The organism is Paenibacillus sp. 1011MAR3C5 (assembly GCF_003591485.1).
Classification (GTDB): domain Bacteria; phylum Bacillota; class Bacilli; order Paenibacillales; family Paenibacillaceae; genus Pristimantibacillus.
Map to the genome: position 1 here is coordinate 133,294 of NZ_QZCF01000005.1, position 20,970 is coordinate 154,263.

General features: G+C 50.9%; 21 protein-coding genes. All 21 read left to right on the forward strand.

Going from position 1 to position 20,970, the window contains the following annotated elements; translation table 11 throughout:
• Positions 1-33: 33 nt before the first annotated feature.
• Positions 34-1,299, forward strand: a complete 1,266-nt coding sequence (locus tag D3P07_RS16570) for a M16 family metallopeptidase (RefSeq protein WP_119801365.1) — start codon at positions 34-36, stop codon at positions 1,297-1,299.
• Positions 1,280-1,726, forward strand: a complete 447-nt coding sequence (gene dut, locus D3P07_RS16575) for a dUTP diphosphatase (RefSeq protein WP_119801366.1) — start codon at positions 1,280-1,282, stop codon at positions 1,724-1,726. The genes D3P07_RS16570 and dut overlap by 20 nt, the downstream gene beginning before the upstream one ends.
• Before the next feature lie 124 nt (positions 1,727-1,850).
• Positions 1,851-2,750: a dipicolinate synthase subunit DpsA gene (dpsA, locus tag D3P07_RS16580; RefSeq protein ID WP_119801367.1), complete on the forward strand. Its 900-nt coding sequence runs from the start codon at positions 1,851-1,853 to the stop codon at positions 2,748-2,750.
• A complete protein-coding gene (locus D3P07_RS16585; protein ID WP_119801368.1) occupies positions 2,747-3,334 on the forward strand; it encodes a dipicolinate synthase subunit B in 588 nt (195 codons plus the stop codon). Before dpsA ends, D3P07_RS16585 begins: the two co-directional genes overlap by 4 nt.
• Positions 3,335-3,359: 25 nt before the next feature.
• Entirely contained in the window at positions 3,360-3,494 is a 135-nt protein-coding gene (locus tag D3P07_RS27615; RefSeq protein ID WP_259391544.1) for a hypothetical protein, read from the forward strand.
• Positions 3,495-3,661: 167 nt separating this feature from the next.
• Positions 3,662-4,876, forward strand: a complete 1,215-nt coding sequence (gene dapG / locus D3P07_RS16590; RefSeq protein ID WP_119801369.1) for an aspartate kinase — start codon at positions 3,662-3,664, stop codon at positions 4,874-4,876.
• Between the two features lie 236 nt (positions 4,877-5,112).
• Complete coding sequence (gene dapA, locus D3P07_RS16595; protein ID WP_119801370.1) at positions 5,113-5,988, forward strand: 4-hydroxy-tetrahydrodipicolinate synthase; 876 nt, start codon at positions 5,113-5,115, stop codon at positions 5,986-5,988.
• 272 nt (positions 5,989-6,260) lie between these two features.
• Positions 6,261-7,940, forward strand: coding sequence for a ribonuclease J (locus D3P07_RS16600; protein ID WP_119801371.1), 1,680 nt, complete (start codon positions 6,261-6,263; stop codon positions 7,938-7,940).
• A gap of 233 nt (positions 7,941-8,173) precedes the next feature.
• Positions 8,174-8,890 carry a ClpP family protease gene (locus D3P07_RS16605; protein ID WP_259391569.1) on the forward strand — a complete coding sequence of 239 codons (717 nt, stop codon included), beginning with the start codon at positions 8,174-8,176 and terminating at the stop codon, positions 8,888-8,890.
• A complete protein-coding gene (locus D3P07_RS16610) occupies positions 8,887-9,114 on the forward strand; it encodes a YlzJ-like family protein (RefSeq protein WP_119801373.1) in 228 nt (75 codons plus the stop codon). Before D3P07_RS16605 ends, D3P07_RS16610 begins: the two co-directional genes overlap by 4 nt.
• 76 nt (positions 9,115-9,190) lie before the next feature.
• On the forward strand, positions 9,191-11,893 hold the full coding sequence (locus D3P07_RS16615) for an FtsK/SpoIIIE family DNA translocase (RefSeq protein WP_119801374.1): 2,703 nt from the start codon (positions 9,191-9,193) through the stop codon (positions 11,891-11,893).
• A gap of 107 nt (positions 11,894-12,000) precedes the next feature.
• Complete coding sequence (sleB, locus tag D3P07_RS16620; protein ID WP_119801375.1) at positions 12,001-12,789, forward strand: spore cortex-lytic enzyme; 789 nt, start codon at positions 12,001-12,003, stop codon at positions 12,787-12,789.
• A 107-nt stretch (positions 12,790-12,896) separates the two neighbouring features.
• The gene (gene yfmF / locus D3P07_RS16625) at positions 12,897-14,189 is read left to right on the forward strand and encodes an EF-P 5-aminopentanol modification-associated protein YfmF (protein WP_119801633.1); all 1,293 of its coding nucleotides are present in this window, start codon (positions 12,897-12,899) and stop codon (positions 14,187-14,189) included.
• 3 nt (positions 14,190-14,192) lie between these two features.
• The gene (gene yfmH, locus D3P07_RS16630) at positions 14,193-15,482 is read left to right on the forward strand and encodes an EF-P 5-aminopentanol modification-associated protein YfmH (protein ID WP_119801376.1); all 1,290 of its coding nucleotides are present in this window, start codon (positions 14,193-14,195) and stop codon (positions 15,480-15,482) included.
• Positions 15,482-16,228 carry an elongation factor P 5-aminopentanone reductase gene (ymfI, locus tag D3P07_RS16635; protein ID WP_119801634.1) on the forward strand — a complete coding sequence of 249 codons (747 nt, stop codon included), beginning with the start codon at positions 15,482-15,484 and terminating at the stop codon, positions 16,226-16,228. Before yfmH ends, ymfI begins: the two co-directional genes overlap by 1 nt.
• A gap of 109 nt (positions 16,229-16,337) precedes the next feature.
• Positions 16,338-16,589: a DUF3243 domain-containing protein gene (locus tag D3P07_RS16640; RefSeq protein ID WP_119801377.1), complete on the forward strand. Its 252-nt coding sequence runs from the start codon at positions 16,338-16,340 to the stop codon at positions 16,587-16,589.
• Between the two features lie 177 nt (positions 16,590-16,766).
• Positions 16,767-17,534 (forward strand): DUF3388 domain-containing protein, encoded by a 768-nt coding sequence (locus tag D3P07_RS16645; RefSeq protein ID WP_119801378.1) that lies wholly within the window; start codon positions 16,767-16,769, stop codon positions 17,532-17,534.
• Between the two features lie 23 nt (positions 17,535-17,557).
• Positions 17,558-18,475, forward strand: a complete 918-nt coding sequence (locus D3P07_RS16650; protein ID WP_119801379.1) for a helix-turn-helix domain-containing protein — start codon at positions 17,558-17,560, stop codon at positions 18,473-18,475.
• Positions 18,476-18,511: 36 nt separating this feature from the next.
• Entirely contained in the window at positions 18,512-19,003 is a 492-nt protein-coding gene (locus D3P07_RS16655) for a YajQ family cyclic di-GMP-binding protein (protein ID WP_119801380.1), read from the forward strand.
• Positions 19,004-19,033: 30 nt separating this feature from the next.
• On the forward strand, positions 19,034-20,362 hold the full coding sequence (gene rimO / locus D3P07_RS16660; protein WP_119801381.1) for a 30S ribosomal protein S12 methylthiotransferase RimO: 1,329 nt from the start codon (positions 19,034-19,036) through the stop codon (positions 20,360-20,362).
• The gene (gene pgsA, locus D3P07_RS16665; RefSeq protein ID WP_119801382.1) at positions 20,359-20,934 is read left to right on the forward strand and encodes a CDP-diacylglycerol--glycerol-3-phosphate 3-phosphatidyltransferase; all 576 of its coding nucleotides are present in this window, start codon (positions 20,359-20,361) and stop codon (positions 20,932-20,934) included. The genes rimO and pgsA overlap by 4 nt, the downstream gene beginning before the upstream one ends.
• Positions 20,935-20,970 lie beyond the last annotated feature (36 nt).

A 20,970-nucleotide genomic window follows, 5' to 3' on the forward strand; every position in this document is an offset into this window, starting at 1 on the left:
TTTACTTTGTAAAACTTTTTAGGAGGGCAACAGTTGAACAAATATACGCTTAGCAACGGACTGCGCGTTGTCGTGGAATACATACCGACTGTGCGTTCGGTCTCATTCGGCATTTGGGTGAAAACCGGTTCGCGCAATGAGACGAAGGACAACAACGGCATTTCTCATTTTATTGAGCACATGCTGTTCAAAGGCACGGAGAAACGCACTGCGAAAGATATCGCCGATCTGTTCGACGGCATTGGCGGCAATGTGAATGCTTTTACGGCCAAGGAATATACCTGTTACTTTGCGAAAGTGCTTGATGAGCATCTTCCGCTGGCAGTGGATGCCCTATCGGACATGTTCTTTAATTCTCAATTCGATGAAGGAGAACTGGCGAAGGAGAAAAACGTCATTTTAGAGGAAATATCCATGTACGAAGATACGCCGGATGACAAAGTGCATGACGAAGCATCCCGCGCATCTTATGGCCAGCATCCGCTCGCTTATTCTATCTTGGGCATCAAGGAGCGTCTGGAAGAGATGGGTCCGGATACGCTCAAAGGATTTATGAAAGAGCGCTATACGATTGAGAATACAGTGGTCAGTGTGGCTGGCAATGTAGAAGAGACTAAGCTGCTGGAGCTGCTGGAGTCTCAATTCGGAGGCTTCTCCAACCATGCAGAGCCGTCAGTTCCAGAGACGCCGGCGTTCCAGGGAGAGTATATCTTTTATAAGAAGAAAACCGAACAGAACCATATCTGCATGACCTTTCCCGGCTTGTCGAATAAGGATAAGCAGCTGTATGCCATGATCTTGCTTAATAATGCGCTGGGCGGAGGCATGAGCTCGCGATTGTTCCAAGAGATCAGGGAGAAGCGGGGACTGGCTTACTCCGTGTATTCCTATCATATGGGCTATGCCGATTCCGGCTTGTTCACCGTATATGCAGGGACGGCTCCGAAGCAGACAAAAGAAGTGCTTGATCTAACGCTGGAGCAAATCAACGAGCTGTCTGTGAAAGGATTGGCCGAGGATGAGCTTCATCGCGGGAAGGAGCAGCTGAAGGGCTCGCTCATTCTAAGTTTGGAGAGCACTAGCAGCCGGATGAACCGGATCGGCAAAAACGAGCTTATGCTTGGACATCATTATACGCTTGACGAATTATTGAAGCGAATTGATAATGTTACGATGGAAGATATACAAGACGTCACGAGGAAGATGCTTGCTGTGCCTTTCGCCGTCGCTATGGTCGGATCGAGCGATAAGGAAGCGTCGAAGCTTAGGAGGGACCAATATGTACCAGGTGCTGTTTAAACGATTGGAAGGCAATGACGATATCGCGATCCCGCGAAAAATGTCGGAGTGGGCGGCGGGCTTTGACCTGCAGGCGGCCGTAAGCGAGCCGCTTGTTCTGGCACCCGGTGAGCGAATGCTGGTGCCAACAGGATTCGCGATGGCGATGCCGAAGGAGCTCGAGGCGCAGATCCGTCCGAGAAGCGGCCTTGCTTACAAGCACGGCATTACATGCCTGAATTCGCCGGGAACGATTGACGCGGACTATCGCGGAGAGGTGAAGGTGCTGCTGGTCAATTTGGGCCAAGAGCCGTTCACTATTGTACGCGGCGAGCGGATTGCGCAGATGGTATTCCAGGAGGTGCCGGCTGTCGTCATCGAAGAGGCGGCGGAATTGCCGGACACGGTACGCGGAGCAGGCGGATTTGGACATACCGGCGTAAAATAACTCATAACAAAGCTTAAAGATCGGGGCGCTAGGCGCTTCGATCTTTTTTTATTGTTTTTTCACCCCCTTTTGGGCGCAAGCATACGATAGTCTATATCTATTTGCCAGAAGGGAGTGAAGCCCGATGTTAACTGGCGTTCGAGTGCTGCTGCTTGGCGGCGACGCGAGACAGCTTGAAGTGATCCGTAAGCTGAGCGAGCTGGATGCTTCCGTGACAGTTTGCGGATTTGACGGATTGCATTCATCGCTCGACGGCGCCGTACACGCAGAGTTCGATGAGACGCTGTTCGAAGGGGCAGACACTTTGCTGCTGCCTGCGGTCGGGACAGATGACCATGGGCTAATCCATGCTGTATTCAGCGATCGCGAGATGAAATTGACAGATGCGCATTTCGCGAAACTGCCGCAGCATTGCACCGTTTATACAGGAATGGCAAAGCCTTATTTGCGGCAGCTATGCGAGACGCGCGGACTTACGCTGGTAGAGCTGTTCGATCGTGACGATGTAGCGATCTACAATTCGATTCCAACGGCGGAAGGCGCTTTGATGATGGCGATCCAGCATACCGATATTACGATACACGGGTCAAGTTCCATGGTACTTGGCTTCGGAAGGACAGGATTCACCATGGCAAGAACGCTCCAAGGATTAGGGGCCAAGGTGAAGGTCGGCGTCAGACGTTCCGAGCATTTTGCGCGGGCATCCGAGATGGGCTTCGAGCCTTTCTACATGGGCAGTTTGCTGCAAAATGTAGGCAATATCGACTTGCTTTTTAATACAATTCCGACTATGATAGTCACAGCGCAAATTATCGCAAATTTACCATCCCGGGCGGTCATTATCGACCTTGCGTCAAAGCCTGGCGGAACGGATTTTCGCTTCGCGGAGAAACGTGGTATTAAAGCGATGCTTGCACCCGGACTTCCCGGTATCGTCGCGCCTAAGACAGCTGGACGTATCATAGCGGATTGCTTGAGTCAGTTGATTATGGACGATACGATTAAGCGGGGGAATGGGATATGAATTGGAATGGAATTACGGTCGGCTATGCCCTCTCGGGTTCCCATTGCACATTTGCCGAAGTGATGCCGGAGATCAAGCGGTTTGTCGATGCGGGTGCGAACGTTGTGCCTATCGTGTCAAATACGCTGATTACGACGGATACAAGATTCGGTACGGCGAAGGAATGGCAGGAGCAGCTAACCGGCATTACAGGCAATGAGATTATTTCGACGATTGTGCAAGCGGAGCCGCTTGGTCCATCGAAGCTGTTGGATGTCCTTGTCATTGCTCCTTGTACGGGCAATACGACAAGCAGACTGGCGAATGCGATTACCGACAGTGCGGTGCTTATGGCGGCAAAGGCGCAAATGCGCAACAGCCGTCCCGTTGTATTAGCCATATCGACGAATGACGGTCTTGGGTTGAATGCCGCTAACATAGCGAAGCTGCTAGTGGCTAAACATATCTATTTTGTGCCGTATGGGCAAGACAATCCGACTCAGAAGCCGAACTCCCTGGTTGCCAGAATGGATTTGGTCATGGAGGCGTGCGAGGCAGCTTTGCAAGGCAAGCAGCTTCAGCCTCTTCTGATCGAGCGGCATTAGGTCCAGGCTGAACTGAAGGACAACTATGAACTGGAAGATGCCAAGCAGCGGCTGGCGGATGTGCGGGCCATTACGTTCGCCTGACCATCCTGCCAATCAGCAGTACCCGCTTGCGGCGGATATGGCAGGGATACCTGACGTATCGGTCGACCGCTTGTGACGCGATCTCGATAGAAGCGCGGTCTTGATTGCGGATCGTCTCCGGCAACCATCTATGAAGCGCAGCAAAGAATACCGTTCAGATCGCCGAATGCATCGCAAAGGGTTATTGGATAGACACGGGTATAACGCTGCTCTCGTCTCCGGTCGATGATGGAGGCTGACGGTATGCGAATTTTGGTTCAGAAATTCGGAGGAACCTCGCTATCTACCGATTTTGCAAGAGAACGCGTTATTTATCATATTACTAGAGAGCGAGAGAGCGGATACGCCGTCGTGGTCGTTGTCTCGGCCATGGGCCGCAGAGGCGAGCCATATGCGACGGATACGCTGCTCTCGCTTATTCGTGACAACGGCAATTCATTGCCGGCACGCGAGCTGGATATGCTGCTTGGCTGCGGAGAAATCATCTCCGCAGCGGCTTTATGCAGCATGCTCCAGTCCCATGGAATCCCGGCTGCCGCTTTAACCGGCGGAGGAGCCGGCATTCTGACCGACGAGCAATTCGGTTCCGCGCGAATCAAGTCCATCCAGACGGAACGACTTCTTAAGCTGCTGGATGACGGGAAGGTTGTCATTGTCACCGGATTTCAAGGCGTGACGGCAAGTGGCGATATGACGACGCTTGGACGCGGCGGCAGCGATACATCCGCAACGGCGCTTGGCGCTGCGCTGCGGGCGGAGATGATTGATATTTATACCGACGTTGACGGGATATTGACAGCAGATCCCCGAATTGTCAGCGAAGCGAGGCCGCTTGATGTGGTAGGGTATGCGGAGATCGGCAATATGGCAAGGCAAGGCGCTAAAGTTATTCATCCGCGTGCAGTGGAGATTGCGCAGCAAGCCCATATTCCAGTGCGTGTCCGTTCAACCTTCTCTGATGGGACAGGTACGCTTGTAACAGACAAGTCAGCGGCCAAAGTCGAACAGGCCTTCAAGGATAGGCCGGTGACGGGCATCGCACATGTGGCGGGTGTTACGCAAATATCGGTAAAGGCGATAGAGGGCCGGACAGACATGCAGCTTCAAGTATTTCAGACCATGGCCAAACATCATATCAGCGTCGATTTTATCAATGTAACGCCAAGCGGAGCTGTATTCACCGTATTCGATCTTGATGCCCGGCCTGCCTTAGAGCTGCTGTCAGCAGGGGGATTCATCCCCCAAGCGGTACACGGCTGTGCTAAAATATCAGTCATAGGCGGGGGGATGAACGGCCAGCCCGGCGTGATGGCTCGCATCGTTGAGGCTTTAACGGAGCAGGGCATTACCATCATGCAGTCCGCCGACTCCAATACGACGATATGGGTGCTCGTGCAAGAAGCGGATATGGCCAATGCGCTTCGCGCCCTTCATGCCAAATTCGACCTTCACCGGTAGGTTTATAGAGCGTTGAATGAAAATCATGCTATAATACGATACAGTGCTAATGAGATAAGTTTTTTCAAACTTTATCATACGAAGTCATTTGTTTCACAAACTTTAGGCGAATGCTTACGAAGCAAGTTTGCTTCGCAAACTTTAAGTGAAGGCTTACGAAGTAAGTTTGTTTTACAAACTTTAGGCGAATGCTTACGAAGCAAGTTTGCTTCGCAAACTTTTTAGGAGGTTCCCAGATGGAATTCGGAAGATTGATCACGGCAATGGTAACACCGTTCGACGCACATGGACAAATTGATTGGCACACAGCTGGGAAGCTAGTCGAATACTTGATAGAGGAGCAGCAGAGCGACAGCCTGGTAGTCGCCGGCACAACAGGCGAATCTCCAACACTCTCGGACGGAGAGAAGCTGGAGCTGTTCCGATTTGTGGTGAAGCAAGCCGCCGGCCGATGCAAGGTTATTGCAGGCACCGGAAGCAATAATACAGCGCATTCCATTCACCTGACGCAAGAGGCGGAAGCCTGTGGCGTAGACGGAATCTTGCTTGTCGCTCCATACTACAACAAGCCTTCACAAGAGGGTTTGTATCAGCATTTCAAAGCAATCGCGGGAGCAACCAAGCTGCCGATTATCCTTTATAATGTAGAGGGACGCACAGGTGTGAACATCTCCGTCGATACGACACTTAGACTTGCTCAACTGGACAATGTAGTAGCGACCAAAGATTGCGCATCTCTTGAACAGCTGACGCAAATCGTCAGCGGCGCGCCGGAAGGCTTCCTTGTATACAGCGGGGATGACAGCGCGACGCTTCCAGCCTTGTCTGTTGGCGCATTCGGCATTATTAGCGTAGCGGGTCATATCGTAGGCACCAAAATGAAGCAAATGATCGATGCGTACGTTAGCGGCAATGTTGCAGAGGCGGCACGTCTGAACGGCGAGCTATTCCCGATTTTCAAAGGATTATTCTACTGTCCGCATCCGGTGCCGAATCCTGTTGCTGTGAAATATGCGCTAGGGCTGAAAGGGCTGCCAGTCGGTTCGGTTCGATTGCCGCTCGTGGACGCGAACGAAGCAGAAGCGAAGTTTTTGCGCGATCTGGTCTTGTAGGATATAAAAATATTTATGCTTGAGCCGGTGCATACAGCATCGGCTTTATTATTTGCTAGAGACGCTCGGCAATAAGTTTATGACGATTGACTGGTATGACTTGTGTTCCAGCTTTTTCATCATGTATAATGAAATCAAGTGAATGGGTGCGGCAAAATTGAACATGAAGAAATGATCGTCAGAGCGGCATCTGACGTTTATTGTAATACGCATAGATTGCAAGTTTATTTGTTTTTTCCACATTACATTTACCGTAGGAGGTATAGATCCACTTGTCTAAAAAGAACAACCAGGATAAGCTGCTTATATTTGCATTAGGCGGAGTAGGCGAAATTGGTAAAAATATGTACGTTATTCAGTATAACAACGATATCGTCGTTGTTGACTCCGGCCTGAAATTCCCAGAAGAGGACATGCTCGGCATTGATATTGTCATTCCGGACATCTCTTATTTGACGGAGAATCGCGACAAGGTTCGCGGTATTCTCATTACGCATGGCCACGAGGATCATATTGGCGGTCTGCCTTATGTTCTCAGGCATCTGAATGTGCCGGTTTACGGCACAAAGCTAACGCTTGGACTTATTGAAGGAAAACTGAAGGAAGCGGGCTTGCTTGGAGAGACCAAGCGTATCCTTATCAACGCCGATTCCGAAGTTCAAATGGGCTCTATTCGCGCGACCTTCTTCAAGACCAACCACAGTATCCCGGACTCCGTGGGCGTCAGCCTGGATACGCCGGAAGGCATCGTCGTTCATACAGGCGACTTTAAATTCGATCACACACCGGTCAACGATCAATTCGCTGACTTGCAGCGCATTGCCGAAATCGGCAGCCGCGGCGTACTGGCGCTCTTGTCCGACAGCACGAACGCGGAGCGTCCAGGCTACACGCCGTCCGAGAGCAATGTCGGCGAAGAGCTGGAAGATATTTTCCGCAAGTCGACACAGCGCGTTGTCGTTGCGACATTCGCATCGAACGTACACCGGATTCAGCAAATTATTAATGCCTCGATCGCAACTCGCCGCAAGATTGCCGTCGTAGGTCGCAGCATGGTCAACGTAGTTAGCATCGCTTCCGAACTTGGCTATTTGAACATTCCTGAAGGCATGATTATCGAGCCGGAGGAAGTAAACAAGCTTGCTGCAGACCGGGTAGTTATCTTGTGCACAGGCAGTCAAGGGGAGCCAATGTCGGCGCTTACACGCATGGCCCGCTCCACGCATCGCAAGGTCGATATTTTGCCAGGGGATACGGTGATCATTGCCGCGACGCCAATTCCGGGCAACGAGCGTTATGTTGGACGTACGGTAGACGAGCTGTTCCGCCTTGGCGCGAACGTCATCTACGGTCCAGGCTCCGTATCCGGCGTACACGTATCCGGTCACGGCAGTCAAGAAGAGCTTAAGCTTATGCTCAACCTGATCAAACCGAAGTACTTTATCCCAATTCACGGCGAATACCGTATGCTTCGCCAGCACGCCAAACTTGGTGAATCCATAGGCATAGAGCGGGAGAACATCTTCGTTATCGATAACGGCGATACCGTGGAATTCCAAGGCGGCAACGCACGCAAAGGCTCCAAGGTACAAGCAGGCAATGTCCTGATTGACGGCCTTGGCGTTGGCGACGTAGGCAACATCGTACTCCGTGACCGCAAGCTTCTATCCCAAGACGGCATTCTTGTTGTCGTCGTTACCCTCAGCAAGCAGGACGGTACGATCATGTCCGGTCCGGACATTATCTCCCGTGGCTTTGTCTATGTACGCGAATCGGAAGGTCTTCTTGATGAAGCGAACCGCATCGTGACATCGACACTGAACAAGCTTATGAATGATAAAGTGAACGAGTGGGCGTCCCTTAAAACGAACGTGAAGGATGCGCTCGGCAGATTCCTATATGAACAAACGCGTCGTCGTCCAATGATACTGCCGATTATTATGGAAGTGTAAGCGACGTGAACCCATCACCGATGAAACGCTCTTTTATCCTATGAGGATGAAAGAGCGTTTTTCGTTTTTAGAAGGGCAGCCAATAAGTCTTACTTCTTTCTGACGGTCCCTGCATAAAATAGCGTCTTCATTCCATACTATGACGAGCTATTCATTGCCATCAAAGGGGACATGACCAAATGACAAATCCGTTTGATCCAACAGCTTACAGAAGCGAGCAGCCGGAGCCGGCGATGCCGGATGACAAGAAAAAGATGGGCAGTGTTGTGGAGAATATTCAGCAGCTCGGCACAGCATTAACGCCTGCACCGACGGAATCGAATATTTTTTGCATGACCATTATCGGTCAGGTGGAAGGGCATCTCATCTTGCCGCCGCAAAATAAGACAACCAAATACGAGCATATTATTCCTCAACTGGTCGCAGCGGAGCAAAACCATAAAATAGAAGGCGTTCTCATTGTATTGAACACGGTAGGCGGCGATGTGGAGGCGGGACTTGCGATCGCGGAGATGATTTCCTCTTTATCCAAGCCTACGGTGACGCTAGTTCTGGGAGGCGGCCATTCTATTGGGGTGCCGATTGCTGTTGCCGGCAATAAATCGTTTATTGCCGAGACGGCTACGATGACTATTCATCCCATCCGGATGAACGGATTGGTCATTGGCGTACCTCAGACCTTTGAATATTTGGATAAAATGCAGGAGAGGGTCGTTCGCTTCGTTACTTCCCACTCCAGAGTAATGGAGCATACGTTCAAGGATCTGATGTTCAAGACTGGCGAGCTGACGCGGGATATCGGAACAACCGTAATCGGTACGGACGCTGTTCGGCATGGATTGATCGATGCGGTAGGCGGTCTGGGCGAAGCGCTGCGGGAATTGAATGCCATGATTGAAATGCGCAGAGCTATGATGCCGATGCCGATGCCAGGAGGGGTGCCGCAATGACGCTTCATACCGTAATGCCGCTTGAATTGGTGCTGCAAGGCATTCATGATGATCAGGACAAACCGATGCATGAGGTCACGGTGAGGGGAATCAAAATGCAAGTCATCCCTGTTGCGCCAGGCATGGGGCGGATCGTACGTTTGCTGGATTGCAGCCTTCACGATTATTTGAACCCGGCTTTCATGCCGGGTGCTGTGATCTCCTTCAACGATATTGAAGAATAAGTGTTCCCATTGGCGTTCTCTTTCGTAGCCCGTTAACCAATATCTGTGCTATAATGGTAGACCAGAGGTGACGGAATTGGCAAAGAAAAAGAGACGAAAGAAATCCATTGGCGCTCAATTAAAATACGAAGTTTACGGCATATTGCTTATTACGATATCGATTATTGCCCTATCGGGCGAAGCGGCTGTGGGCCGCGCATTGTCCAAGCTGTTCGGTCTTGCCCTCGGCAAGTTTTATTTTGTGCTGGCCCTTATTGGCGTATATGTTGGACTTACCGTAATGGTGAAGCGGGCGTGGCCTAAAAGCTGGTCAAGCAGAAGGACGGGCCTCCTCATTCTCGTGCTCGCCTTTACATTAAGCAGCTCTATCTCTGAGGTGAATCTCCGTTTTGAGGGAGTGGACCGGGATGCTCTGTCGGGCGGAGTTATTATGAGTACGCTAGGCACCGATCTTAGGGATCAGTTGATTTCGGTGTCGCCTGCGAATGATGTATCCATACGTGACAAGACGATTAGCGGCGGTTATATCGGCGCGATCCAATACTCCTTGTTATTTATGCTGTTTGGTTACTATGGTGCTTTAATCATTAATATCGTGATGTTCGCTATCTCCATTATGCTGATTACAGGCAAATCATACGTCGAATTGCTGGGCGTCATACGCAAGCGGGCAGGCAGCATGTTCAAGCTGCTAATGGCTAAACGAAGCGCTATGCGCAAGCGGAAAGCGGCGAAGATTGCCGTCGTTGCCGCGCAGGGGCAGCACAACGAGCATGATGGGACAATTGAGGATGTGGACGATTACCAGCCTGCTCCGCCGCGGAAGCGCAAGTCACTGTTTTTTGCGTGGAAGCAGGAGGGGCAGCAGGAATCGAAGGTGCAGGATCAGCAGGACGAATGGCAGCTGTCGCAGCATGAACATGCCGAGAGTGGCATGAAGCCGGTATGGGAGAGCGAGTTGGCTGGCGATTGGGAACCTTCCGGAGAGCGTCCGGTCAATGCCGATACTGCTGCAGCTGTAACGAACGACAGTGAGCCCCCTTGGGCAGAGGCTGATCAAGAACAGGGTTCTGTTATACATAATGAATGGCATGCAGACGGAGGGTCAACTGCACCGGCTATGGAAGAAGAGCAGGTGTGGCCGCGCGTCGACGCAGTACCGGATGATCAAGAAGCATCTTTGGCCTCTGTTGTATCTTCTAGCGATGAAGCGTCTGATTCAGACGATGAGGAGATCTTCGAGAGTGGAGAGCAGCAGTCCAATCCGCTGCTTGATTCTGAAGCCCTTATCTCTGATGGCGATACGGAGGGTGCTGTCCCGAGAAGGCCAATGGATGGGGAATCTCCAGCGGCAAAGCCGTATAAGCTGCCTCCGTTCACGCTGCTGCATAAACCGAGCGGAATGGCCAAAGGTTCGGACGCGACGGATATGTATGACTCCAGACGGAAGCTGGAAGCAACGCTCGAAAGCTTCGGTGTGCGAGCCAAAGTGCTGGACGTTGTTCGGGGCCCTGCCGTTACCCGCTATGAGGTACAACCGGCTACTGGCGTTAAGGTTAGCCGCATTGTGGGCTTGACGGATGATATTGCGCTTGCGCTGGCAGCCAAGGATGTCCGCATGGAGGCTCCAATTCCGGGGAAATCGGCTATCGGCATCGAGGTTCCGAATATGGAAGTATCGGTTGTCACGATGAGAGAAGTGATGGAGACGCCTGCGTTTCATAACTCTTCCTCCAAGCTGTCCATTGCATTTGGCAGAGATATTTCCGGTCAGACGATTGTCGGCAACCTGGCCAAGATGCCCCATCTGCTTGTAGCAGGGGCGACAGGCTCAGGGAAATCGGTATGTATCAACGGCATTATTACAAGCATTCTGTACAAAGCGCATCCTGACGAAGTGAAGTTTCTGATGATCGACCCTAAGATGGTCGAGCTTAATGTGTATAACGGCATCCCGCATTTGCTGGCGCCAGTCGTTACCGATCCGCGCAGAGCATCGCTAGCGCTGAAAAAGATTGTGGTAGAGATGGAGAAACGGTATGAGCTGTTCTCCAAGTCGTCCACGCGAAATATTGAAGGCTACAATACCCTTATGGCTGACAATCCGTCGGCGGTGCTTCCTTATATTGTAGTTATTGTGGACGAGCTTGCGGATCTAATGATGGTAGCGGCGGGAGATGTCGAGGATTCCATCGCAAGACTGGCGCAGATGGCCCGTGCAGCCGGGATTCATCTGATTATTGCCACCCAGCGGCCATCAGTCGACGTTATCACCGGCGTAATCAAAGCGAACATCCCGTCTCGTATTGCGTTTGGCGTATCGTCGCAGGTTGATTCACGCACGATTCTGGATATGGCCGGAGCTGAGAAGCTGCTGGGCAGAGGCGATATGTTGTTCCTGCCGGTAGGCATGTCGAAGCCGATTCGTGTGCAAGGGGCGTTCCTCTCCGATCAGGAGGTCGAGGCGCTCGTCGCGTTCGCGCGAGATCAAGGCGAAGCGGTCTACAAAGAGGATTTGGTGCCGGAGATCGAGGAAGAAACGGAAAATCCGGATATGATGCTGGATGAGCTGTTCGATCAAGCGGTCCAAATCGTCGTGGAAGCGAAGCAAGCCTCCGTCTCGCTCCTGCAGCGGAGAATGCGGGTCGGATATACGCGAGCAGCCAGAATGATTGATCAGATGGAGGCGAGAGGTGTCGTCGGACCTTATGAAGGCAGCAAGCCCCGCGAGGTGCTGATGTCGCTGGAGCAGATTCAAGCAAGCCGGGTCAGCTCTTAGCCCAAATGCGATAATCGCCTGCATAGAAGCTGGGGAACTTTCTCATACTAGAGTTAGGTAACGCTACCTAAAGCGAACTAACTTGCAAGAGAAAGGCAGATCCCTACATGAGAAATCGTTTGTTAGCGGTGACCTTGATCATCGTTCTGCTCGTATGCGGTACCTTTTCCTTAATCAAAGGGAATAGTCGCGAGTCGACAGAAACGTTCAGCAATGCGACACTTAGGGTTGGGTCAACAGGCCAGGATGTGTATGAGCTGCAAGGACGCCTTACGTTTCTCGGCTACTACAACGGGAAGATAGACGGCGTGTTCGGCTCCAAGACCAAAGGCGCGGTTACATGGTTTCAATGGAAGTTCGGTCTGAAATCCGACGGCATTGTCGGTGCGGATACGAAGAAGAAGCTAGTGAACGCTACGAAGGCTTGGAAGCCTGGCCAGACAGGCGGCGGTTCAGCACAGACGCCATCTGGCGGCGGTACAGGCAGCGGCGGAGGGGCTGGCTCCGGAAGCAATCTGGCGCCATCCAACAAGCTTGGCCTGACCGAGAATGACATTCAAATTATGGCCAATGCCGTCTATGGCGAAGCAAGAGGCGAGCCTTATGAGGGTCAAGTAGCAGTGGCTGCTGTTATATTGAACCGCGTGAAATCACCAAGCTTCCCAGATACGGTATACGGTGTCATCTTTCAGCCGCGTGCCTTTACAGCAGTGGCCGATGGCCAGATCTACCTGACCCCGAATGCCAAGGCCAAAGAGGCAGTTATGGATGCCATTAACGGCTGGGATCCTTCAGGCGGCTGTCTCTACTACTTCAATCCTGTAACAGCGACATCGGCCTGGATATGGACTAGGACACAGGTGAAGACGATTGGCAAACATATATTCTGTATGTAACATGCCGTCAGATAGGCCTGTGATAAGGGAAGCAGCCGCTTCTGCGTGAGCGCAGTGGCGGTTGCTTCTTCCATTTCCATTAGGTTAAAATGGAAAAAACGGCATCTATGAAGGGAGCAAACCGCGTGTCCTTATTTCAAAGGGGGCAGCTGCAGCGAGTTAGACTGCATGTGCTGCCGACGAAACGATTCAAGACGTTTGCGATATCTTTGTTTGCAGGTATTCCGTTAAGTGAGGATACGGTGACGCCGATTGCCCTTATTCCCTTCGTTCTGCGTCGGGGTACGGGTAGAACGCCGGAGACAATCGCGTTCCGCGAGAAGCTGGACGATATGTACGGAGCAGGCTTTGGTTTCGATGTATATAAAAGAGGAGATTCACAGATCGTACAATTCCGTATGGATGTCATCAATGACCAGTTCGTAAGCTCAGAGCAGTCATTGCTGGCGGCATCTCTGCAATTTCTTGGCGATGCCCTCACCGATCCGCTCAAGGAAGGCGGCGGATTCCGCGCCAAATACGTGGAAGCAGAGAAAGCGACTCTGAGGAAGAGGCTGGAGGCTATTGTCAACGACAAGATCCGTTATGCCGCGGAGCGCTGTCTGGAGGAGATGTGTGCCAATGAGCCGTACCGTCTTCATCCGCTGGGCAAGCTGGAGGAGATTGACGGCATAGCGCCAGATACGCTGTTCCGCCATTACGAGGAATGGCTGGACAACGCCGCGCTGGATTTGTATGTTGTAGGCGACACCTCGCTGGAGGAAGTGACGCAGTTGGTCGCAAAGACATTCAAGCTGAAGGCGGGCACGCCAGCGCGTTATGCCAGTCCGGATGTCAAGCATGACGTTCATGACATCAAGTATGTCGTGGATGAGTTGGATGTAAGCCAAGGCAAGCTCAACATGGGCTTGCGAACGGGAATCGGCTACGACGATAAGCTGTATCCTGCTGCGCTTATGTACAATGGCATTTTGGGCGGGTACCCGCATTCGAAGCTGTTCATTAATGTGAGGGAAAAGGAAAGCTTGGCGTATTATGCGGCATCCCGGCTCGACGGGCACAAAGGCATTTGTACGATCCAATCAGGCATTGAATTCAACAACTATGAGAAGGCGGTTGCGATCATCAAGCAACAGCTCGAGAGCATGGCAAGCGGCGAGCTGTCCGAGCTTGAGATCAACCAGACTAAAGCGATGATTTCGGGCCACCTGCGCGAGCTGCAGGATTCGGCCTACGAGTTGCTCTCTTATGATTTCAACAGTGTGCTGACTGGCAACGAAAGAACGTCGGCACAGCTGCTTGAGCAAGTTCAGGGCGTTACCGCAGACGATATTGTAGAAGTGGCGAAGCGGGTTCAGCTCGACACGGTCTACTTCCTGCGCGATCGAAAGGAGGCATAAGCGATGGAGACGCTGAATTATCCGAACGTACAGGAGAAGCTGTATCGCGAAGTGCTGGATAACGGCTTGGAGGTCATCGTCCTGCCGAAGGAAGGCTTCCAGAAAACGTATGCGACCTTCTCGACCAAATACGGTTCCGTCGATAACCGCTTCTCGGTCGGCAATCAGGAGCCTGTCCGGGTGCCGGACGGGATCGCGCATTTCCTGGAGCATAAAATGTTCGAGGAACCGGAGGGCGATATCTTTGCTGTATTCGCTTCGCAAGGCGCTTCGGCGAATGCTTACACAACGTTCGACCGGACGGTCTATCTCTTTTCGGCAACGGAGCAAATCCATGCCAATCTGGAGACGCTGATCAATTTTGTGCAGAAGCCTTATTTCACGGATACCAATGTGGATAAGGAAAAGGGCATCATCGAGCAAGAAATCAATATGTATAAAGACAATGCGGATTGGCGCGTATACTTCGGGCTTATTGACGCTTTGTACCATAACCACCCGGTACATATCGATATCGCGGGTACCGTAGAGTCCATCTATCAGATTGACAAGGAAACCTTGTACCGTTGTTACGAGACGTTCTACCATCCGTCCAATATGCTGTTGTTTGTTGTTGGAGGAGTGGACGTGAAGGAAATCTTCGATCTGGTGAAGGCGAACCAGCAAGCAAAAAACTTCGAGCCGCAAGGGCAAATCAAGCGTTACTTTGATCAAGAACCCGTACCTGTCAAGATTCCGCGTAAAGTGGCGCAATTGTCGGTTTCGCTGCCTAAGTGCATGCTGGGATTCAAGGAGAAAAAGGTCGGCTTGACTGGCGAGGCGCTGCTTCGCAATGAAGTGACGACGAAGCTGATGCTAGAAGCCTTAATTGGCCCGAGCTCGAAGCTGTACCAATCGCTTTATGAGCAAAACTTAATTTCCGATTCATTCGGTCATGAATACAATTCCAGCAGCGATTATGCGTTTTCGGTTATTGGCGGAGATACGCCTGATCCCGATGCACTAATTGAGGCCTTGCGTACAGGTATTACTGCCGCGATTGGTCAGGGCATCGAGAAATCCGCATTCGAGCGTTCCAAGCGCAAGAAAATCGGAAGTTATCTTCGTATGCTGAACTCCCCCGAATCCATTGCGGGCGAATTTACCCGTTACCGGTTCCGTGATGCCGATATGTTCGATGTGCTTGGCTTCTACGAGGCTTGCACGCTAGAAGAAGTGAATGAGCGTCTTCGCGAGCATTTTGATTTCGAGCAGTTGGCTGTCTCCATCGTAGAGAAACCAGCAGCGAAATGATGAAAAATTTGCAGGAGACAACGGTATTGATTACCGGGGGGAGCCGTGGCATTGGCGCTGCGATTGCAAAGCGCTTTGCCGCGGAAGGGGTCAATATTGTTCTCCATTATCTGGAGTCGCATGAAAGCGCGAATGAGACGGCGAGAATGTGTATGGCGCTTGGAGCCAATGTCATGACGATTTCTGCCGATCTTCGTTCGCGTGATCAACTGTCTAGAATGCGCGATAAGCTGGAGACTCATGATATTCGTCCGGATGTTCTGGTGAATAACGGCGGCATCTCGCATTATGGCATGCTGGCTGACGTAACAGAGCAGGAATGGGATGATGTGATGGCAGTTAACCTGAAAGGCATGTTCCTTTGCACTCAGCTGTTCATGCCTTCCATGATCGCTCAGCGATACGGCCGCATTATCAATGTTTCTTCTGTATGGGGCATGTCCGGCGCTTCCTGCGAAGTGCTTTATTCCACGACAAAGGGCGGTATGAATGCATTCACCAAAGCGCTCGCCAAGGAGCTTGCTCCATCCGGGGTTACTGTGAACGCTGTTGCTCCGGGTGTCGTAGATACGCTGATGATGAACAGCTTTAATCAGGAGGAGAAAGCGGCTTTGCAGCAGGAGATTCCTGCAGGCCGCTTCGGCTCCGCCGAAGAAATCGCATCGCTTGTTTATTTCCTATCCTTACCGGAATCATCCTATATAACTGGACAGATTATAAGCCCGAATGGCGGATGGCATACCTGATTTGCGCTATATTCGGCATTCAATTGAATAAGTCGCTGCGGAAGTGCGCAGAATAAAGACTGTTGATGATTCTTTTCTATTCCACACCAACCTTAGGAGGCGAAGAGGCATGTCAACTGTCCTGACGAACTTCGAGACATGGAAGCACTTTTTGGCCGATCGCGTATCTCAAGCGAAAAAGATGGGGCTGACGGAAGATACGATCGCCAATCTGGCGTTCGAGATTGGCTCCTTCCTTGACGAGAAGGTTGATCCGAAAAATGACGAGGAACGCATTTTGAAGCAGCTTTGGGATATAGGCGACGAAACAGAGCGCAAGACAGTCGCAAGGCTGATGGTCAAGCTCGTCGAGAAATCGTAGCACTTATACCGGTCAGCAGAAAAGCCTCCAGAAGCGGAGGCTTTTCTGCAATGTTTTGTTTCGTTGCAGGATAATGACGAAAATTGTAGAATAATTGATTAAAGGTATGTGAATGGCGAAGAAACTTGATTTTTGGCCTTATACTCTTTATTATTCAGGTTTAGGACGGTGACATCGTTGGAGACGAAACAATGGTACATGGAATACAAGATACATAAGAACCGCCCTGGCTTGCTTGGAGATATCGCTTCTTTGCTCGGTATGCTGGAAGTTAACATTATGACGATTAACGGCGTAGAGGACCGTACTCGCGGCATGCTTCTTCAAACCAATGACGATGTGAAAATCGATCTTCTGGGCAAAATGCTGCAGAAGGTTGACAATATTACGGTGAACAAGCTGAGAACGCCTACAATTGTAGATATTTTAGCTGTTCGCCATGGCCGTTATATCGAAAGGGATTCCGACGACCGGAAGACCTTTCGTTTCGTAAGGGATGAGCTTGGCTTGCTCGTGGACTTCCTTGGGGAGGTATTCAAGCGAGAGGGCAACCAAGTGATCGGTCTTCGCGGCATGCCGCGCGTCGGCAAGACGGAATCGATCATAGCAGGCAGTGTCTGCTCCAATAAACGCTGGGCCTTCGTATCATCCACTTTGCTTCGGCAGACGGTCCGCAGCCAACTGTCCGAGGAGGAGATGCAGCCGAACAATATCTTTATTATTGACGGAATCGTGAGCACAATACGCTCAAATGAGAGACATCATTCTCTTCTGCAGGAGATTATGGCGATGCCGTCGACGAAAGTAATCGAGCATCCGGACATATTCGTAAAGGAATCACATTACGATTACAGCCATTTCGATATTATTATCGAACTGCGCAATACACCGGATGAGGAGATTTCATACGAATCATTCACTGCCAACTATTCGGACGATTTCTAATCTAATCGGAAGGAGGCATTTCCATGTCTGAATTAGGCGCTTTGCTGCGCAAGGCTAGAGATGAAAAAGGCTTGTCGCTTGATGATATTCAAGAACTTACAAAAATTAGAAAGCGATATTTGGAAGCGATCGAATCCGGCGATCACAGTGTATTGCCAGGCACTTTTTACGTGCGCGCTTTCGTTAAAAATTATTCGGAGGCTGTTGGTCTTGATCCGGATGAAGTGCTCAGGCTTTATCAGCATGAAGTGCCGGCCCCTGCTGTCGAGCCTTCAACAGAGCCGATTCCGGTGCGCAAGCCAAGAAAGGTGAAGTCGGGCGCGTCCGAGCGTCTCGGGAAGATCGGCTTTAATGTCGTGATGTGGTGTTTTCTTATTCTCATTGTTGTTGTGATTTGGTACTTTGCTTTTAATAAGGATAATGAATCGCCGGGCAAAGTAGACGATACACCGATTACAGAAAACTCGAATCCGCCTGAGCCAACAACGAATACAAGCGAGCCGCCTGTATCGCCGACACCTCCGCCGCCTACGAAAGCTCCGACATCCGTAACCTTCAACAGCAAAGTAGGGAATGTCGATATGTATGATATCGGTCCTGCGGGCGTCAATCATAAGGTTGAGTTGAAAGTTAAGGGTGGACGCAACTGGGTAGGTGTACAGGAAGGCAGCAAGTCAGGTAAAAAGCTGTACTTTACGAATGTTGAGGACGGAGAAGTCTTGACATTTGATTTGACGACACGGCTATATATTAATGTAGGGCGTGCCGACTTTACGGAAATCTGGATCGATGGCGTGCTTGTACCAGACGGCGACCGCTCAAGCTCCAAGCAGCTCCTTATCAATCCGCTTGTGGAAGAGGGAGCCCAAGGCGAAGATGGAGCAAGCGGAGGAGATACCGAAGGCGGCGGTGAAGTGCCGGATTCGATCACCGGCGAATAGGCCGGACCGTATTACATAGCAAAAGGGGAGAATATGATGAGTTCAGAAAGCTCGTTCGATATTGTTTCAAAGGTGGATATGCAGGAGCTGGCCAATGCCATTACGCAAGCGGAGCGGGAGATCGAGACGCGCTTCGACTTCAAGGGCAGCAAGAGCAGCATTGCACTGGAGAAAGAAGAGCTTGTTGTAGGCTCGGATGATGAATATAAGCTGAAAAGCGTCATCGACATCTTGCAATCCAAAATGATCAAGCGCGGCGTGCCGATTAAAAATATGGATTACGGCAAAATCGAAGGCGCATCCGGCGGAACCGTCAAGCAGCGGATTAAGCTGAGACAAGGGATCGAACAAGATATTTCCAAAAAAATCAATATTCTGATTCGTGATTCCAAGCTGAAGGTCAAGAGCCAGATTCAAGGCGACCAAATTCGGGTAACGGGAAAAAGCCGTGACGATTTGCAAGCTGTTATGGCCATGCTTAGAGGTGCTGATTTGCCTGTGGAGCTTCAATTTACGAATTACCGCTAATGCGTTTAGAAGGGATTTGACGATAGACAAATGACTGAACGAGTAAAAGTTGTCACGCTTGGTTGCGAGAAAAACTTAGTCGACTCCGAAATCATGTCAGGCTTAATCCACGAACGCGGCTTCCGTCTTGTAGAAGAACTGGATGAAGCTACCGTTATTATTGTCAATACTTGCGGTTTTATCGATGCGGCCAAGGAGGAGTCGGTCAATACGATTCTGGAGATGGCCGATCTGAAGGAAACAGGGCGCCTTAAGGCGCTAATCGTCTCTGGCTGTCTTACTCAGCGCTACAAGCAGCAGCTGATGGAAGAAATGCCGGAGATCGACGGCATTGTCGGAACAGGCGATTTCCATAATATTAACGACATCGTAGACGAAGCGCTTAGAGGGAAAAAGCCGATCCGCGTAGGCAATCCCGTCTTTAATTATGAGCAGCAGCTTCCGCGCATGGTCACCACGCCACGTTATACGGCTTATGTGAAGATTGCCGAGGGTTGTGATAATGCCTGTACATTCTGCAGTATTCCGATGATGAGAGGCAGCTTCCGCAGCCGTTCCATCGAATCCATTCTGGCTGAAGTGAAAGGGCTCGCATCGCAAGGCGTAAAGGAAGTAAGCCTCATCGCGCAGGATTCTACGAATTATGGTACAGATCTCTATGACCGCTTCATGCTGCCTGAGCTGCTGAACCAGGTCAGTCAGGTGGAGGGGATAGAATGGGTTAGGCTGCATTATGCTTATCCGGGCTTCTTCACCGACGAATTGATTGAGACGATTGCGTCGAATCCGAAAATATGCAAATATATCGATATGCCTCTTCAGCATAGCGAAGATACTATTCTGAAGAGAATGCGCAGACCTGGCAGACAGCGTGATACGCGCGAGCTTGTTGCGAAGATCCGCACGGCTATTCCTGACGTTGCGCTTCGCACCAGCCTGATCGTCGGCTTTCCAGGCGAGACGGAAGAGGACTTCGAGAGGTTATGCGAGTTTGTGAAAGAAATAAAGTTCGACCGGCTGGGCGTCTTCGCTTATTCCAGTGAAGAAGATACGCCTGCGGTCAGACTGCCGAATCATGTGCCGGATGACGTAAAGGAATGGCGTGTGAATACGCTGATGGAAATTCAGCGCATCGTCTCCCGCGACAACGGCAGCAAGTTTATCGGCAAGGAAATTGACGTGCTGGTGGAGCGTTACGACGGCCGCAGCGACATCTATATTGGGAGATCGATGTATGACGCGCCGGAGATTGACGGCGAAGTGTTCATCTCGAACTGCCGCGCAGAGATAGGAACCATACAAAAAGTACGTGTTACGCACGCGTATGAGTTTGACCTTTCCGGGGAGGGTATCGCGTGAATTTAGCGAATAAGATAACGCTGGCAAGAATTTTCCTTGTCCCAGTCATCATGTTTTTCCTGCTTATGAAGTTGGACTTGGGCACGCTCAGCTTCTCGGATTTTGAGATTACATATAATCAGATCGTTGCGGCGCTCATCTTTATTATTGCAGCGAGTACGGACGGCCTGGACGGTTATATTGCCCGCAAGAACAAGATCGTTACGAATCTGGGCAAGCTGCTTGACCCGCTGGCCGACAAGCTGCTGGTTGCTGCTGTGCTCATCTCGCTTGTGGAGATGGACAAGCTTAACGCGCTGATTGCCATCATTATTATTAGCCGTGAGTTTGCTGTGACCGGCTTGCGCCAAATCGCATTGCTGGAAGGCTCCGTCATGGCGGCGAGCACCTGGGGCAAATGGAAGACGGCCATTCAGATCACGATGATTATTGCATTGCTGATTAATAACTTCCCGTTTGCGCTGATCGACTTTCCGTTCGATTTAATTGCAAGCTGGGCGGCTGCCATCATTACGGTCTACTCCGGTATTGATTATTTTGTGAAGAACAAGCATCTTATACCGGTTGAATAACAAGACCTGTTCCGCTGTCGGACGGGGTTCAATCGA

What these genes read in the sequence shown, in the direction of transcription:
- dut (WP_119801366.1), top strand. Translation starts at nt 1,280, where the DNA reads ATGTACCAGGTGCTGTTTAAACGATTGGAAGGCAATGACGATATCGCG.
- dpsA (WP_119801367.1), top strand. Translation starts at nt 1,851, where the DNA reads ATGTTAACTGGCGTTCGAGTGCTGCTGCTTGGCGGCGACGCGAGACAG.
- D3P07_RS16585 (WP_119801368.1), top strand. Translation starts at nt 2,747, where the DNA reads ATGAATTGGAATGGAATTACGGTCGGCTATGCCCTCTCGGGTTCCCAT.
- D3P07_RS27615 (WP_259391544.1), top strand. Translation starts at nt 3,360, where the DNA reads ATGAACTGGAAGATGCCAAGCAGCGGCTGGCGGATGTGCGGGCCATTA.
- dapG (WP_119801369.1), top strand. Translation starts at nt 3,662, where the DNA reads ATGCGAATTTTGGTTCAGAAATTCGGAGGAACCTCGCTATCTACCGAT.
- dapA (WP_119801370.1), top strand. Translation starts at nt 5,113, where the DNA reads ATGGAATTCGGAAGATTGATCACGGCAATGGTAACACCGTTCGACGCA.
- D3P07_RS16605 (WP_259391569.1), top strand. Translation starts at nt 8,174, where the DNA reads ATGCCGGATGACAAGAAAAAGATGGGCAGTGTTGTGGAGAATATTCAG.
- D3P07_RS16610 (WP_119801373.1), top strand. Translation starts at nt 8,887, where the DNA reads ATGACGCTTCATACCGTAATGCCGCTTGAATTGGTGCTGCAAGGCATT.
- sleB (WP_119801375.1), top strand. Translation starts at nt 12,001, where the DNA reads ATGAGAAATCGTTTGTTAGCGGTGACCTTGATCATCGTTCTGCTCGTA.
- yfmF (WP_119801633.1), top strand. Translation starts at nt 12,897, where the DNA reads ATGAAGGGAGCAAACCGCGTGTCCTTATTTCAAAGGGGGCAGCTGCAG.
- yfmH (WP_119801376.1), top strand. Translation starts at nt 14,193, where the DNA reads ATGGAGACGCTGAATTATCCGAACGTACAGGAGAAGCTGTATCGCGAA.
- ymfI (WP_119801634.1), top strand. Translation starts at nt 15,482, where the DNA reads ATGAAAAATTTGCAGGAGACAACGGTATTGATTACCGGGGGGAGCCGT.
- D3P07_RS16640 (WP_119801377.1), top strand. Translation starts at nt 16,338, where the DNA reads ATGTCAACTGTCCTGACGAACTTCGAGACATGGAAGCACTTTTTGGCC.
- D3P07_RS16650 (WP_119801379.1), top strand. Translation starts at nt 17,558, where the DNA reads ATGTCTGAATTAGGCGCTTTGCTGCGCAAGGCTAGAGATGAAAAAGGC.
- D3P07_RS16655 (WP_119801380.1), top strand. Translation starts at nt 18,512, where the DNA reads ATGAGTTCAGAAAGCTCGTTCGATATTGTTTCAAAGGTGGATATGCAG.
- rimO (WP_119801381.1), top strand. Translation starts at nt 19,034, where the DNA reads ATGACTGAACGAGTAAAAGTTGTCACGCTTGGTTGCGAGAAAAACTTA.